This window comes from Aeromonas sp. 604443, from assembly GCF_049170315.1.
Taxonomy (GTDB): Bacteria; Pseudomonadota; Gammaproteobacteria; order Enterobacterales; family Aeromonadaceae; genus Aeromonas; species Aeromonas veronii_A.
The window spans coordinates 58071-71572 of record NZ_JAAKMI010000019.1 but is presented as its reverse complement, the minus strand read 5'-3'; the positions used below and the strand labels follow the sequence as shown (position 1 = coordinate 71572).

General features: G+C 59.7%; 13 protein-coding genes. 11 read left to right on the top strand and 2 right to left on the bottom strand.

All coding sequences use genetic code 11. From position 1 onward, the window contains the following. Positions 1-75 precede the first annotated feature (75 nt). A complete protein-coding gene (locus G5380_RS19390; protein ID WP_421210065.1) occupies positions 76-246 on the bottom strand; it encodes a hypothetical protein in 171 nt (56 codons plus the stop codon). 80 nt (positions 247-326) lie between these two features. Here G5380_RS19390 and codB point away from each other — a divergent pair, with 80 nt between their 5' ends. The 11 genes from codB to hemB all read left to right on the top strand — a co-directional run bounded on the left by codB (position 327) and on the right by hemB (position 9886). Further along, positions 327-1571, top strand: coding sequence for a cytosine permease (gene codB, locus G5380_RS19385; protein ID WP_335842067.1), 1245 nt, complete (start codon positions 327-329; stop codon positions 1569-1571). Beyond that, positions 1565-2830: a cytosine deaminase gene (locus G5380_RS19380; protein ID WP_335842068.1), complete on the top strand. Its 1266-nt coding sequence runs from the start codon at positions 1565-1567 to the stop codon at positions 2828-2830. The genes codB and G5380_RS19380 overlap by 7 nt, the downstream gene beginning before the upstream one ends. 95 nt (positions 2831-2925) lie before the next feature. Next, positions 2926-3303 carry a fluoride efflux transporter CrcB gene (crcB, locus tag G5380_RS19375; protein ID WP_005339378.1) on the top strand — a complete coding sequence of 126 codons (378 nt, stop codon included), beginning with the start codon at positions 2926-2928 and terminating at the stop codon, positions 3301-3303. A gap of 65 nt (positions 3304-3368) precedes the next feature. After that, positions 3369-4121: a bifunctional demethylmenaquinone methyltransferase/2-methoxy-6-polyprenyl-1,4-benzoquinol methylase UbiE gene (gene ubiE, locus G5380_RS19370; protein WP_005342396.1), complete on the top strand. Its 753-nt coding sequence runs from the start codon at positions 3369-3371 to the stop codon at positions 4119-4121. An 8-nt stretch (positions 4122-4129) separates the two neighbouring features. Next, positions 4130-4738 (top strand): ubiquinone biosynthesis accessory factor UbiJ, encoded by a 609-nt coding sequence (locus G5380_RS19365; protein WP_335842069.1) that lies wholly within the window; start codon positions 4130-4132, stop codon positions 4736-4738. Then, a complete protein-coding gene (ubiB, locus tag G5380_RS19360) occupies positions 4738-6378 on the top strand; it encodes a ubiquinone biosynthesis regulatory protein kinase UbiB (protein WP_421353030.1) in 1641 nt (546 codons plus the stop codon). Before G5380_RS19365 ends, ubiB begins: the two co-directional genes overlap by 1 nt. 42 nt (positions 6379-6420) lie before the next feature. Beyond that, positions 6421-6672, top strand: a complete 252-nt coding sequence (tatA, locus tag G5380_RS19355) for a Sec-independent protein translocase subunit TatA (RefSeq protein ID WP_005339385.1) — start codon at positions 6421-6423, stop codon at positions 6670-6672. A gap of 3 nt (positions 6673-6675) precedes the next feature. Then, positions 6676-7140: a Sec-independent protein translocase protein TatB gene (gene tatB / locus G5380_RS19350; protein ID WP_019446666.1), complete on the top strand. Its 465-nt coding sequence runs from the start codon at positions 6676-6678 to the stop codon at positions 7138-7140. Further along, positions 7137-7892 (top strand): twin-arginine translocase subunit TatC, encoded by a 756-nt coding sequence (gene tatC / locus G5380_RS19345; protein WP_058058793.1) that lies wholly within the window; start codon positions 7137-7139, stop codon positions 7890-7892. The genes tatB and tatC overlap by 4 nt, the downstream gene beginning before the upstream one ends. Positions 7893-8080: 188 nt before the next feature. Next, positions 8081-8866: a TatD family hydrolase gene (locus G5380_RS19340; protein ID WP_421210062.1), complete on the top strand. Its 786-nt coding sequence runs from the start codon at positions 8081-8083 to the stop codon at positions 8864-8866. 3 nt (positions 8867-8869) lie between these two features. Beyond that, entirely contained in the window at positions 8870-9886 is a 1017-nt protein-coding gene (gene hemB / locus G5380_RS19335; protein ID WP_421210060.1) for a porphobilinogen synthase, read from the top strand. Between the two features lie 65 nt (positions 9887-9951). On the opposite strand, the gene G5380_RS19330 is transcribed toward hemB, so the two are convergent. Continuing rightward, positions 9952-13458: a hypothetical protein gene (locus G5380_RS19330; RefSeq protein WP_421353029.1), complete on the bottom strand. Its 3507-nt coding sequence runs from the start codon at positions 13456-13458 to the stop codon at positions 9952-9954. Between the last annotated feature and the right edge of the window lie 44 nt (positions 13459-13502).

The window sequence follows — 13502 nt, the reverse complement described above, 5'->3', positions numbered from 1 at the left end:
CTGATATGGCTCAGTCGGTAGAGCGCATCCTTGGTAAGGATGAGGTCCCCAGTTCGATTCTGGGTATCAGCACCATTAAATAGAAAGCCTCCCTGAAAAGGGAGGCTTTTTTGCATCCGTCATTTTTTGATATCCCCTTACATTCCCTATTCCCGCAACCCCTTCTGCTTGCAGCCGACACTGTTTATCTGCTGGTTTTAGTCCTAATGTGTTACTCATTTGACTGCTGTTGATGGTTTTATCCATATATTTAACCATGATTGATTGACGCGAAACGTTTTACATGTAAAATCCGGCGCGTTTTGCCTATTACGTGGAGAAAGAGCATGGCGCAGGATAACGAATACTGTTTGGGGGCGGTACCCGCCAAAGGGCGCAAAGGTGTGCTTTCGCTGATGCTGGTGATGCTCGGCCTGACTTTCTTCTCTGCCAGCATGTGGACCGGTGGTGCGCTGGGCACCGGCTTGGTGTTCGATGACTTCATCAAGGCGGTACTGCTCGGCAACTTGCTGCTGGGTATCTACACAGCCTGTCTTGGTTATATCGGTGCCTCAACCGGTCTCTCTACCCATCTGCTGGCTCGTTACTCCTTTGGGGTGAAAGGTTCTTGGCTGCCTTCGCTGCTGCTGGGCGGTACTCAGGTCGGCTGGTTTGGCGTTGGTGTGGCGATGTTTGCCCTGCCGGTGCAGAAGGCGACCGGCATCGATGTGAACTGGTTGATCGCCATTTCGGGCATTCTGATGACGGTAACCGTCTACTTCGGTATCTCCGCCCTGATGGTGCTGAGCTTTGTGGCCGTACCGGCCATTGCACTGCTTGGCGGCTACTCGGTCTGGCTGGCGGTGACCTCGACCGGTGGCATGGCTGCACTGCAGCAGGTACAACCAAGCAATCCCATCGAGTTCACCACGGCGTTGACCATGGTGGTTGGTTCCTTTATCAGTGCAGGAACCCTGACCGCCGACTTTGTTCGCTTTGGTCGCAAACCCTGGGGCGCCGTCATGATTACCATGGTGGCGTTTTTTTTGGGCAACACGCTAATGTTCGTCTTCGGTGCAGCTGGTGCGGCGGTAACGGGGCAGGCCGATATCTCGGAAGTGATGCTGATGCAGGGGCTGTTGATCCCCGCCATTCTGGTGCTGGGCCTCAATATCTGGACCACCAACGACAACGCTCTCTACGCCTCCGGCCTCGGTTTTGCCAATATTACCGGTCTCAAGAGCAAGCCGCTCAGCGTGATCAACGGCCTAGTCGGCACCGCCTGTGCCCTCTGGCTTTACAACAACTTTGTCGGCTGGCTGGCCTTTTTGAGTACGGCAATTCCGCCGATCGGTGGCATTATCATCATGGATTTCCTGCTCAATCGTGAGCGTTACCGTCAGTTTGCCGATCAGCAGTTCGAGACGGTGCGCTGGCAGGCGCTGGTCGCCACGGCAGTCGGGGTGGCTGTCGGCAAGTCGCTGCCGGGCATAGTGCCACTCAACGCGGTATTGGGCGCCGCCTTCACCTATTTCATTCTGGTTCGCCTCACCCAGCGGCCGGTTCTGGTACAGGAAGCTAACAAATGCTGATTCAACATATTCGTTTGGCCGATCGGGAAGGGTTGTGGCAGATCCGCTGTCAGGATGGGGTCATCACAGCCATCGAACCCCATGACGAACATGCCGTCGCCGGTCGGGTGCTGGACGGGGAGGGCGGTCTTGCCATCGCGCCCTTTATCGAGCCCCATATTCACCTCGATACCACCCAGACGGCGGGCGAGCCGAGCTGGAACCTCTCCGGCACCCTGTTCGAGGGGATCGAGCGCTGGGCCGAGCGCAAGGCGCTGCTGACCCATGAGGATGTGAAACAGCGTGCCATCCAGACGCTGAAGTGGCAGATCGCCAACGGCATCCAGTTTGTCCGTACTCACGTCGATGTCTCCGATCCCAATCTGGTCGCGCTCAAGGCGATGCTGGAAGTGCGGGAGGAGATGAAGGAGTGGGTCGAGCTGCAGATCGTTGCCTTCCCGCAGGAGGGGATCCTCTCCTACCCGAATGGCAAGGCACTGCTGGAGGAGGCGCTCAAGCTGGGGGCCGATGTGATCGGTGCTATTCCCCATTTCGAGTTCACCCGGGAATATGGTGTCGAAAGTCTGCACTACATCTTCGATCTTGCCGAGAAGTATCAGGTTCTGGTCGATGTGCACTGTGACGAAATCGATGACGAGCAGTCTCGCTTTATCGAGACGCTGGCGACCTTGGCCTACGAGCGGGGTATCGGTCATAGAGTCACCGCCAGCCACACCACCGCCATGCACTCCTACAACGGCGCTTATGCTTCCCGCCTGTTCCGGCTGCTGAAGATGGCGGACATCAACTTTGTGGCCAATCCGCTGGTGAACATTCACCTGCAGGGGCGGTTCGATACCTATCCCAAACGCCGCGGCATTACCCGGGTGAAGGAGATGCTGGAGGCGAACATCAACGTCTGCTTCGGTCACGACGACGTGTTCGATCCCTGGTATCCCATGGGCACTGCCAACATGTTGCAGGTGCTGCACATGGGGCTGCATGTCTGCCAGATCATGGGTTACGAGCAGATCAACGACGGTCTGAAGCTGATCAGCAGCCACAGCGCCCGCACCCTGAATGTGCAGGATCGCTATGGTATCGAGGTGGGCAAACCAGCCAACCTGCTGATCCTGCCCGCCGATAATGGCTTTGATGCGGTGCGCCGCCAGGTGCCGGTGCGTTACTCGATCCGCAACGGCAAGGCGATTGCCCAGACCCGCCCGGCCCAGACCGAAATCGTGCTGGGTCAGCCAGAGCCCATCGATTTTCGCCGCTGAGATTTCAATCAGGCTGGATGTCGATTAGTTCCGCCTCTGGGCACAAGGGCCGCCATTGCGACATAATGGCGGCCTGACCCTGAGGGAGTGACACCATGCAAACCTGGTTCTATGTTGCTGCAGGGGGCGCCATCGGCGCCTGCCTTCGTTTTGGGATTGCCGAACTGATGGCCTTGCTGCTGGGGCGCCACTTTCCTTACGGGACTCTGGTGGTCAACGTGGTGGGCTCTTTCATCATGGGGGTGGCATTCGCCCTCATCAGTCATGGTCATGTGGTAGAACACCCGATGAAGCCGCTGCTGATGGTGGGGATCCTCGGTGCCCTGACTACTTTCTCTTCCTTTGCCCTCGATACGGTAGTGCTGGCTCAACATGGGGCCTATCTGAAAGCGCTGCTCAATATCGGTCTCAATCTCTTCCTCTGTCTGGCCATGGTGGTGCTGGGCATGCAGTTGGTTGCGAGCCGGGTTTAAGGTGTCCGGACGCCAGTGGCTCTGGTAAACTGGCGGCCATTCTTTGCTCTATGGGTGTTTAAGGGATGTCAGAACAAGCAACGACAACGCATTTTGGCTTTAAAACCGTGGCCGCGACCGAGAAGGAAACTCTGGTAGCAGGTGTCTTCCATTCGGTGGCAGCCAAGTATGATCTGATGAACGATCTGATGTCGTTCGGCATCCACCGCCTGTGGAAGCGCTTCACCATCGACTGTTCCGGTGTGCGCAAGGGCCAGAAGGTGCTGGATCTGGCCGGTGGTACCGGTGACTTGACCGCCAAGTTCTCCCGCATCGTCGGCGAGACCGGTCAGGTGGTGCTGGCAGATATCAACGACTCCATGCTGAAAGTGGGCCGCGACAAGCTGCGCAATCTGGGGGTCGCCAACAACGTCTCCTACGTGCAGGCCAATGCCGAGGCGCTCCCCTTCCCGGATAACCACTTCGACGTCATCACCATCGGCTTCGGCCTGCGCAACGTCACCGACAAGGACAAGGCGCTCGCCTCCATGTTCCGGGTGCTCAAGCCGGGTGGCCGTCTGCTGGTGCTGGAGTTCTCCAAGCCGGTCAGTGAAGTGATCGCCAAGCTCTATGACCTCTACTCCTTCAAACTGCTGCCGAAAATGGGCGAAATCGTCGCGAACGACAGTGAAAGCTACAAATATCTGGCAGAGTCTATTCGTATGCACCCGGATCAGCAGACCCTGGCCGGCATGATGGAAAATGTCGGTTTCGAGCAGGTGGAGTACTTCAATCTGACTCAGGGTGTGGTCGCCCTGCACCGCGGTTACAAGTTTTAAGGTTGCCTATGCCGATGGATGCCATGGTCACCGCGGTGATCGAAACCAGCCTCAACCAGTTGCTGGCGCTGGACAAACAGAGCCCGGAGCGGCTGCGCAAACTGGTGGGCAAGGTGTTCAAGCTGGAGCTGCGTGAACTCAAGCCGCTCTGGTTTGTCTTCTCCGAGCGTCGGCTGGATGTGCTGGCCCAGCATGAAGGTGAGGCCGATGCGGTGCTCAGCCTGTCGCTGACCGCCCTCGGTCTGCTGAAAGAACCGTCCGCTCTGACCCGCTATATCCGCGAGGAGAAGCTGGATCTGAGCGGTGATCCCCAGCTGGTGCAGGCATTTAGCGTGCTGCTGGGTGAGCTGGATATCGACTGGGAGGAGGAGCTGTCGCGCTATACCGGCGACGTGCTGGCCCACACCCTGTTCAGTGGTGCCCGTCAGGCGCGTCGCCTGGTCGGTCGCGAGCTGTGCCGCACCCTCAGCCAGCTGGCGGAATATCTGACCGAAGAGGCCCGCCTCGCACCCGGCCCGCTGGAAGTGGCGAGTTTCAACGATGACGTCGAGGTGCTGGCCCAGCAGCTCAAGGCCGTCGAACTGCGGCTGGCCCGCTTCGAACAGCAGGTGACCTGATGACCCCGAAGGAGTTCAAACGCCTCTATCGCATCATCACCATCCTGCTGGAGCAGGGCATCGACGAACTGGTGCCCGCCCGCTATCAACCCTGGCCGGGTCGTCTGGCCCGTCGCTCCCTGTTCTGGCTCAAGAACAAACAACCGGATCTCAGCCGCGGAGCCCGCATCCGCCTCGCCTTCGAGGCTCTCGGCCCCATCTTCATCAAGTTTGGCCAGATGCTCTCGACCCGCCGCGACCTGCTGCCGCCGGATATCGCCGAGGAGCTGGCCCTGCTGCAGGACAGGGTGCCCCCCTTCTGTAGTCAGGCGGCGCGCCAGCAGATCGAGCTGAGCCTGGGTTGTCCCATCGAAACCCTGTTTGACGACTTCGACGAGACGCCGCTGGCGTCGGCCTCCATCGCCCAGGTGCATACCGCCCGCCTGAAGGAGAGTGGCCGCGAGATCGTCATCAAGGTGATCCGCCCCGATATCGAGCCAGTCATCGAGGCCGACCTGCGACTGATGCAGGCGCTGGCCCGTCTGGTGGCCCGCTTCGTGCCCCAGAGCGCGCGGCTGCGCCCCATCGAGGTGGTGGAGGAGTATCGCAAGACCATCCTCGACGAGCTGAATTTGATGCGCGAGGCGGCCAACGCCATCCAGCTACGCCGCAACTTCACCGGCTCCGAGGCGCTCTATGTGCCTGAAATCATCACCGATCTCTGCCGCGAGCAGGTGCTGGTGATGGAGCGCATCTACGGTATTCCGGTCTCCGATATCCCGGCGCTGGAAGCCAACGGCACCAACATGAAGCTGCTGGCCGAGCGCGGGGTAGAGGTCTTCTTCACTCAGGTGTTCCGCGACAGCTTTTTCCACGCCGATATGCACCCGGGCAACATCTTCGTCTCTTACGAACACCCGGAAAACCCGCTCTGGATCGGCATCGACTGCGGCATCGTCGGTACCCTCAATCGGGAAGATAAACGCTATCTGGCTGAGAACTTCCTCGCCTTCTTCAACCGCGACTATCGTCGGGTGGCAGAGCTGCACGTGGAGTCGGGCTGGGTACCGGCAGACACCAAGGTGGACGAGTTCGAGTTCGCCATCCGCACCGTGCTGGAGCCCATCTTCGAGAAGCAGCTCTCCGAGATCTCGTTCGGTCACGTGCTGCTCAACCTGTTCAACACCGCGCGTCGCTTCCATATGACGGTGCAGCCGCAGTTGGTGCTGCTGCAAAAGACCCTGCTCTATGTGGAAGGGTTGGGGCGTCAGCTCTACCCGCAGCTCGATTTGTGGCAGACCGCCAAGCCGTTCCTCGAAAACTGGATGCACGAACAGGTCGGGCCCAAGTCGGTATTGAACGCTATCAAGGAGAAGGCGCCATTCTGGGCGGAGAAGCTGCCGGAGCTGCCGGAGTTGGTCTATGAGACCCTGCGCCAGACCCGTCATCAGCAGCGTCATTTCGACCAGATGTTTGCCGAGTTCCGCCGTCACAGCCGCCGGCAGGGGCAGGCCCGCTACCTCTTAGGGGTTGGAGCCAGCCTGCTATTGGCGGGTGTATTCTTGCTGACCCAAAAACAACACATTGAGTGGGGACAAGCCAGTCTCGCCGGTGCAGCCCTCTGCTGGCTGGTCGGCTGGTTGCGAACCCGTTCCCATTAATCAACAACCGCGCCGTCAGGCGCCTGTTCTGGAGAGAAAATCATGGGTGGTATCAGTATTTGGCAATTGTTGATCATTGCAGTCATCGTCGTGCTGCTGTTCGGTACCAAGAAACTGCGCGGCATTGGCGGTGATCTGGGCGCGGCGGTCAAAGGGTTCAAGAAAGCCCTCTCCGACGAGCCGGCTGATGCCAAGGCCGAGCAGAAAGATGCCGAGTTTCCCCCGAAACAGCTGAACGAAGCGGCCACTCAGAGCAGTGAGACCGCCAAGCAGAAAGACAAAGACCAGGCCTAAGCCATGTTCGATATCGGTTTTTGGGAGCTGGTCGTTATCGGTGTGGTAGCACTGGTGGTACTGGGGCCCGAGCGGCTGCCGGTTGCCATCCGCACGGCTACCCACTGGATCCGCCTCATTCGTTCGACCGCGAACTCGGTCAAGTCCGAGCTGGAGCAGGAGCTCAAGTTGCAAGAGCTGCATAACGACCTCAAGAAGGCCGAACAGTTGCAGATGAGCAACCTGAGCCCCGAGCTGCAGGAGTCCATCGAACAGCTTAAAGCGGCGGCCCAGTCGGTCAATCGCCCCTATCAGGTGGAGAACGAGATCCGTCCGCCGCGCCCCGAGCCGGTCGCCCAGGCTGAGCCTGTCACGCCGGTGGAGCCTGCGGTGCAGCTGAGCCACGACGTGCCGCCGGTCAACAGCCAGCGGGAGAGCGAGCCGGTGCCGGTCAGCGACTCCGCAGTAAAAGGGGAGGTGAAGCCATGAGTCAGGCCGAACAACCCCTGATCAGCCATCTGGTTGAGCTGAGAACCCGTTTGCTGCGCTCCATTACCGCCATCCTCGTGGTGTTTCTGGCGCTGATCTACTTCTCCAACAACATCTACGACTTCGTGGCCCAGCCGCTGCTCAGCCAGTTGCCGGAAGGGACCAGCATGATCGCGACGGATGTGGCGACCCCCTTCCTGACGCCGATCAAGCTGACCCTGGTGGTCTCCTTCTTCGTGGCGATCCCCTATCTGCTCTATCAGGCCTGGGCCTTTATCGCCCCCGGTCTGTACCAGCATGAGCGGCGCCTGATCATGCCGTTGGTGGTCTCCAGTGCCCTGCTGTTCTATGCGGGGATGGCGTTCGCCTACTACGTGGTGTTCCCGCTGGTGTTCGGTTTCTTCACCAGCACAGCACCTGCAGGGGTGACGGTGGCGACCGACATCGCCAGCTATCTGGACTTCGTACTGACCCTGTTCTTCGCGTTCGGGGTGGCGTTCGAAATTCCGGTGGCGACCATACTGCTCTGCTGGACCGGCGTGACCACACCGCAAAACCTGAAGGAGAAACGTCCCTACGTTATCGTCGGGGTGTTTGTGGTCGGCATGCTGCTGACGCCGCCTGATGTCTTCTCCCAGACCCTGCTTGCCATCCCGATGTGGGCGCTGTGGGAGATAGGTCTGTTCTTTGCCCGCTTCTACGTGAAGAAAGAAGATGAAGAGCAACAGGAACAACCGGATGGGGAGAGCTGAGGCTCTGTTCGTCACCTGTTTGCCGGACGGCGAGAGGATGACGACGTCCGCAGGAATAGCAGAACGAGGGGAGCTGAGGCTCCCTTCCTCTTTTCATGCTCCCGTTCGAGGCGTATGGTAAGACCCCATTCGGTAGATGGTTTTCAAATACCTGATATGTATTCCTTTTGTTCGGAACGTCTCATTCCATGATCGATATCGGTTTAAACCTGACCAGCAGCCAGTTCGCCGGTGAACAGCCTGAGCTGGTGGCCCGTGCCCGTGCCGCCGGGGTGGAGGCGTTGATCCTCACCGGTACCGATCTGGCTGGCAGCCGCGAGAGCGCCGGGTTGGCCGCCCGCTGGCCGGGCTACTGCTTCTCCACCGCCGGGGTACACCCTCACGATGCCAAGAGTGTCGATGAAGCGACCCTGCCCGCCCTGCGCGAGCTGGCGGCGTTGCCGCAGGTGGTCGCTATTGGCGAGTGCGGTCTCGACTACAACCGCGACTTCTCCCCCCGTCCGGTGCAGAATGTGGTATTCGACGCCCAGCTGGCGCTGGCCGCCGAACTAGGGATGCCGGTGTTTCTCCACTGCCGCGATGCCCACGCCCGTTTTATCGAGATCCTCCGTCCCTGGTTGCCGAAGCTGCCGGGTGCCGTGCTGCACTGCTTCACCGGTTCCGATGAGGAGCTGGACGAGTGTCTGGCATTGGGGCTGCATATCGGGGTGACCGGCTGGCTCTGCGATGAGCGGCGTGGTCAGCTGCTGCGCGAACAGGTAGCGCGTATTCCGGCCGGTCGGCTGATGATCGAGACCGATGCCCCCTATCTGGTGCCGCGAGATCTGAAACCGCGCCCGAAACGCAACGAACCCGCTTTTTTGCCGCACATCGCCCAGGTGGTGGCGGCCTGTCGTGGTGAAGCGCCCGAGGCCTTGCTGGCCCATACCCGGGCCACCTCCGCCGCGTTCTTCCAACTTCCTCTCCAGGAGTGATTCATGGCTACAACTCTTCCGGGCGCCTTTCCGGGCCGCCGCCTGCGCCGTCTGCGCAAACATGATTTCAGCCGTCGTCTGGTGCGCGAGAACGTACTGACCGTCAACGATCTCATCTATCCGGTGTTCGTGCTGGAGGGGGAGAACCGTCGGGAAGCCGTTCCCTCCATGCCGGGGGTGGAGCGTCTCTCCATCGATCTGTTGCTGGAAGAGGCTGCCGAGCTGGTGGAGTTGGGCGTACCCGCCATCGCCCTGTTCCCGGTCACTCCGCTGGAGAGCAAGAGCCTGATGGCGGAAGAGGCCTACAACCCGAACGGGCTGGCCCAGCGCACCGTGCGTGCCCTCAAGGCCCGCTTCCCGGAACTCGGGGTCATCACCGACGTGGCGCTCGATCCGTTCACCACCCACGGGCAGGACGGCATCATCGATGACGAAGGCTATGTGCTGAACGACATCACCACCGAGATCCTGATCAAGCAGGCGCTCTCCCACGCCGAGGCCGGAGTCGATATAGTCGCGCCGTCCGACATGATGGATGGCCGCATCGGTGCCATCCGCGCGGCACTGGAAGAGAACGGCTTCATCAACACCCAGATCATGGCCTACTCCGCCAAGTACGCTTCCTGCTACTACGGCCCGTTCCGTGATGCGGTTGGCTCTGCCGGCAACCTCGGCAAGAGCAACAAGGCCACCTATCAGATGGATCCGGCCAACAGCAACGAAGCCCTGCACGAAGTGGCGCTGGATATTCAGGAAGGGGCCGACAGCGTGATGGTCAAGCCGGGCATGCCCTATCTGGACGTGGTTCGTCAGGTGAAGGATCAGTTCGGCGTGCCGACTTTCGCCTATCAGGTCAGCGGCGAGTACGCCATGCACATGGCGGCGATCCAGAACGGCTGGCTGAAAGAGAAGGAGACCATCATGGAGTCCCTGCTCTGCTTCAAGCGGGCCGGGGCCGATGGCATCCTCACCTACTTCGCCAAGCGCGTGGCGCAGTGGTTGAAGGAAGATGTCCGTTAAGCCGGGTTGAAGAGATAAACGAGAGGGGGAGCCGATGGCTCCCCCTCTTTGTTATGGCTAGCTGATTACAGCTTGATCCAGGCATCGCTCCAGTGGCTGCCGGTACCCGGCGCATAGTGGCTGGTCGAGCCGCCACACCAGCCGCTGTAGGGCCAGGGTTTGCACTCGTAGTCGTCACCTGCATTGCTGACCCGTTCGCCACTCTGATAAGCGGTGCCCGCAACATAGGCCGGGTAGCTGCCGTTACCACCGTCACTGTCACCACCCGGAGCCTGTTCCACCAACGTCAGGGTGAAGCGGCGCTCGAAGCCCTGCTTGCTCCCCTCCGCCATGCCCGCCAGCAACAGCTCGTAACTGCCGGCCGCAAGGCCCGACTGCGTCAGCTGCAGGGAACCCTGACCATCGATCAGAGCGCTGCCGGTAGCGACCGGATTGCCATCCTGCAACAGGGTCGCGGTGACGGTCACCGGGTTGGCGGTGGTCAGCGTCAGGCTGAAGTCGAGCGCGCCGTTAACGATGGAATATTCAGACGCCAGGTCGGTGACGGTGAAGTCACTGCTGCTACCGGTAGTGGGCAGGATGAAGTCTCCGCTCAGGTAGGTCAGACCGGTCCAGCCGGAGCTGGTCAGCCAGTGCTTGCCATTGGTCTGATAGACGTTGGGCAACTGGGTGCACTGGTTGTTGTCATTGACGAAGCCGATACCGTAAAAGCCCGCCACATTCTTGTAGCAGAGCTGGCGACCATTCTGGTGCAGTACTGGCTGATCCAGCTTGCCCTTGTGGTGGAGTGACAGCCAGTCAAACTGGTTGATGGCCGAGACCAGCGGCACAAACTGGCCATCGGGCTGACGATAACGGATCAGGGATCCGGCATCACAGAGCAGACCATCAGCCTGCTGTTCGACGTAGCCGTAGTACTGCTCGCCATCCTGGAAGGTGAACCGGCAGAGATTGCCTTTCTCCGACTCCTTGGGGATCCAGCCCATCAGCAGTCGCTCCTGATTGTTCAGGGCCGCCAGTTGCCCAACACTGAAGTCGCTGCCGTTGGCTACCCAGCCTTGCGGCATGGTGGAGAATTGCATGAAGTAGTGGTCGGTATAGTACATGTGGCTGTCAGCGCGGTGCTTGCGAGCCCCCTGGCTGACCGAGTTGTAGCGATAGATGTCGTTTTCTGGCTTGTGGAAGCCGTTGAGATCATCGTCCAGATAGGGCAGGTCGCCCTTGCGGATATGGTAGTTGGCCATGCCCGTCATCAGCGGATGCCAGCCGTGGCTGCCACGGGCAAACGCGCTCTCATGGCTGTAGGACTTCCCATCGAAGCCGTGGCCAAATTCGTGGGCAATGATGCCCCAACTGCCGTAATAGTGGCTGACAAAGTTAAAGGTATCGACCCCGGTGATGCCACCACTCCCCAGCCCGCCCCCCATGGCGGTGATCCCCAGGTTGAGGTAGGGGCGCTTCATCAGGCTGTGGTAGTAGTAGTCATAATCGGCGGCCGTAAAGATCCCGTTCGGCACATAGCTGTTGCCGCCATTGCCGAACATCTCGTAGCCATTCACCGCCTTGAAGTTGTACCAGACGTGTTTGAACTCCTCGGTCGAGACCATGTAGGCCAGGTTGGTGGCGATGATCAGCCATTCGCGAGCGTAGAGGGCATTGATGGGGCGCCAGGAGCCGCTGGTGTTGGTGGCGAAGCGCACGTTCCAGCTTGGCTTGAGGCGTGCCAGCTTCTGGGCAAACGGATCCGAGTTGGAGCTGAACCTGTGCTCGAACTGGGCAGGCAGATTGATGCTGTTGTCGAGCAGGTTGTTGAGATCAAACACGCCATCGCGGCTGGCGCTGTTGAAGCGTCCCTGCTCGCCAAAGGCGCTCAGTGGCAGGGTGATTTGGGCATAGGCGGGCAGGCGATCGAGCTGGCCCAGGATCAGCCACTTGTTGATACCGTTCAGGCGTGACTCGATATTGATGTCATGCAGCTCTCTGGCTGCATAGTTGGTGATGCGCACCGTGTCGTTATCAAGCAGCTCGGTCTTGACCAGCGAATTGATGTTGACCGAACGCTGGGCGCGATCGATCAGCACCTCGTAGGGTTCGTCATTGCGCAGTATGTAGCTGATTGCGGCCGGCATCAGCTGATCGAAGGTCAGCGGGCGAGCCGGCAACTGCTCGTCGGCCGTGAAGCTGATCTCCTTGCTCAGCAGCTGGTTGAAACCCAGGCCGCGTTCGTTGGCGGTGACAAGCGCCGAGCCCGCCAGCTGGAGATCTTTCAGCGCCGCCACGGGCTGCTGGTTGATCTCCCGGACAGTAAAGGTCGGGTTCTTGAACTGAAAGTCGTTGGCGATCAGGGTATCGGCATCATACCACTCGATGCGGTCCTTGAAGTTCACCACCAGCCGATCGCCATCCATGTCGATTTTTTGCAGATTGCTGTCGGCGATCACCTGCTCAGGCGCCAGCGGGGTGTTGCTGGCGATGGCATCAGCCAGTTTGCGCAAGTCATAGATGTAGTAGTTTTTGCCGGCTGTATGGGCCAGGAGATAGTCACCCACCTGATGGAGTTGCACCAGACGGTGGCTGTATTTTCCTTCAAAGGCGAGCCGACCGGCAATGGGGGTCTTGAGGCTGTTCTCCGGCGTCACATCCTGCTGGCGGTAGACCTTGATCTCGCTCAGCGCATCGGCTACCAGCACGTAATCCTGATTGGCAAAGACGGCCTGGGTGCGGTGCAGGCTGTTGCTGCCGGAATCCCGACCGGTTCCCAGGGTGGTGACATGGCGATGTTCATCGGCCAGATCGAAGATATCGACCCGGTGCGAGTAGCGCGAGACCACGTAGAGCAGGCTGTTGCGGACAAACAATTCACTGACCTGGTTGTAGGCCGTGGCACTGCCGGTTTCGGTGCCGCGGATCTCGCCAATCTGCTGGCGGCTCGGGATATCGATAATGGCCACATGGCCCGGATTGCCGTTCTGGCTGACATAGAGCCGATCCTGATAGCGCTCGACCGCCGTGATCAGGCTGGCGTCCAGCCCCAGCTGGTCGGCCGCCAGCTCCTCGCCTTTGTCCAGATATTGCAGCGAGGTGGCAAACGAGTTGACGCTGCAGGAGCTGGTCTCCATCACCACCCGGGTGCGTTCGCCATTCTGGATCTGGCCGTGGGGGAAGTACTCCAGCAGACAGCCGTTGCCGTAGTCATAGTTGCCAAAGCGTTTGTTGACCGCTACGACCCCACCGTCGTACCAGGTCAGCTCCCACTCCTCATCGAAGAAATCAAAGACGTTACGAATGGCTGTTTCGTCGAAAAAGTGGGGTTTGGGCAGATCGAACAGGATGTGGTTATCCGCCGTCAGCGGGTAGAGCAGGCCGTTGATGGCAAGGTGGCGCTTGCCATCCTTGATGATCACGTTCTGCTCGTCAGCCGCACTCTGATGCAGCGCGGCGAGGCGCGCCGTCATCTGTTCGTAGTGCTCCTGATAGGTTTGTTTGAAATAGGCTTGTTCGCGCTCATCGGCCACAACATGGGCCGACAGCAGCAGACCGAGCAGGGTGGCAAGCTTGGTGGTTCTTGGCATGGTGATTTCCTTATCTTGGTTGTTGTTGGATGTTTTTGGGTGGT

Bases quoted from the DNA above. Each gene is read 5' to 3' on its own strand.
- G5380_RS19390 (WP_421210065.1), bottom strand. From the start codon at position 246: ATGGATAAAACCATCAACAGCAGTCAAATGAGTAACACATTAGGACTA.
- codB (WP_335842067.1), top strand. From the start codon at position 327: ATGGCGCAGGATAACGAATACTGTTTGGGGGCGGTACCCGCCAAAGGG.
- G5380_RS19380 (WP_335842068.1), top strand. From the start codon at position 1,565: ATGCTGATTCAACATATTCGTTTGGCCGATCGGGAAGGGTTGTGGCAG.
- crcB (WP_005339378.1), top strand. From the start codon at position 2,926: ATGCAAACCTGGTTCTATGTTGCTGCAGGGGGCGCCATCGGCGCCTGC.
- ubiE (WP_005342396.1), top strand. From the start codon at position 3,369: ATGTCAGAACAAGCAACGACAACGCATTTTGGCTTTAAAACCGTGGCC.
- G5380_RS19365 (WP_335842069.1), top strand. From the start codon at position 4,130: ATGCCGATGGATGCCATGGTCACCGCGGTGATCGAAACCAGCCTCAAC.
- ubiB (WP_421353030.1), top strand. From the start codon at position 4,738: ATGACCCCGAAGGAGTTCAAACGCCTCTATCGCATCATCACCATCCTG.
- tatA (WP_005339385.1), top strand. From the start codon at position 6,421: ATGGGTGGTATCAGTATTTGGCAATTGTTGATCATTGCAGTCATCGTC.
- tatB (WP_019446666.1), top strand. From the start codon at position 6,676: ATGTTCGATATCGGTTTTTGGGAGCTGGTCGTTATCGGTGTGGTAGCA.
- tatC (WP_058058793.1), top strand. From the start codon at position 7,137: ATGAGTCAGGCCGAACAACCCCTGATCAGCCATCTGGTTGAGCTGAGA.
- G5380_RS19340 (WP_421210062.1), top strand. From the start codon at position 8,081: ATGATCGATATCGGTTTAAACCTGACCAGCAGCCAGTTCGCCGGTGAA.
- hemB (WP_421210060.1), top strand. From the start codon at position 8,870: ATGGCTACAACTCTTCCGGGCGCCTTTCCGGGCCGCCGCCTGCGCCGT.
- G5380_RS19330 (WP_421353029.1), bottom strand. From the start codon at position 13,458: ATGCCAAGAACCACCAAGCTTGCCACCCTGCTCGGTCTGCTGCTGTCG.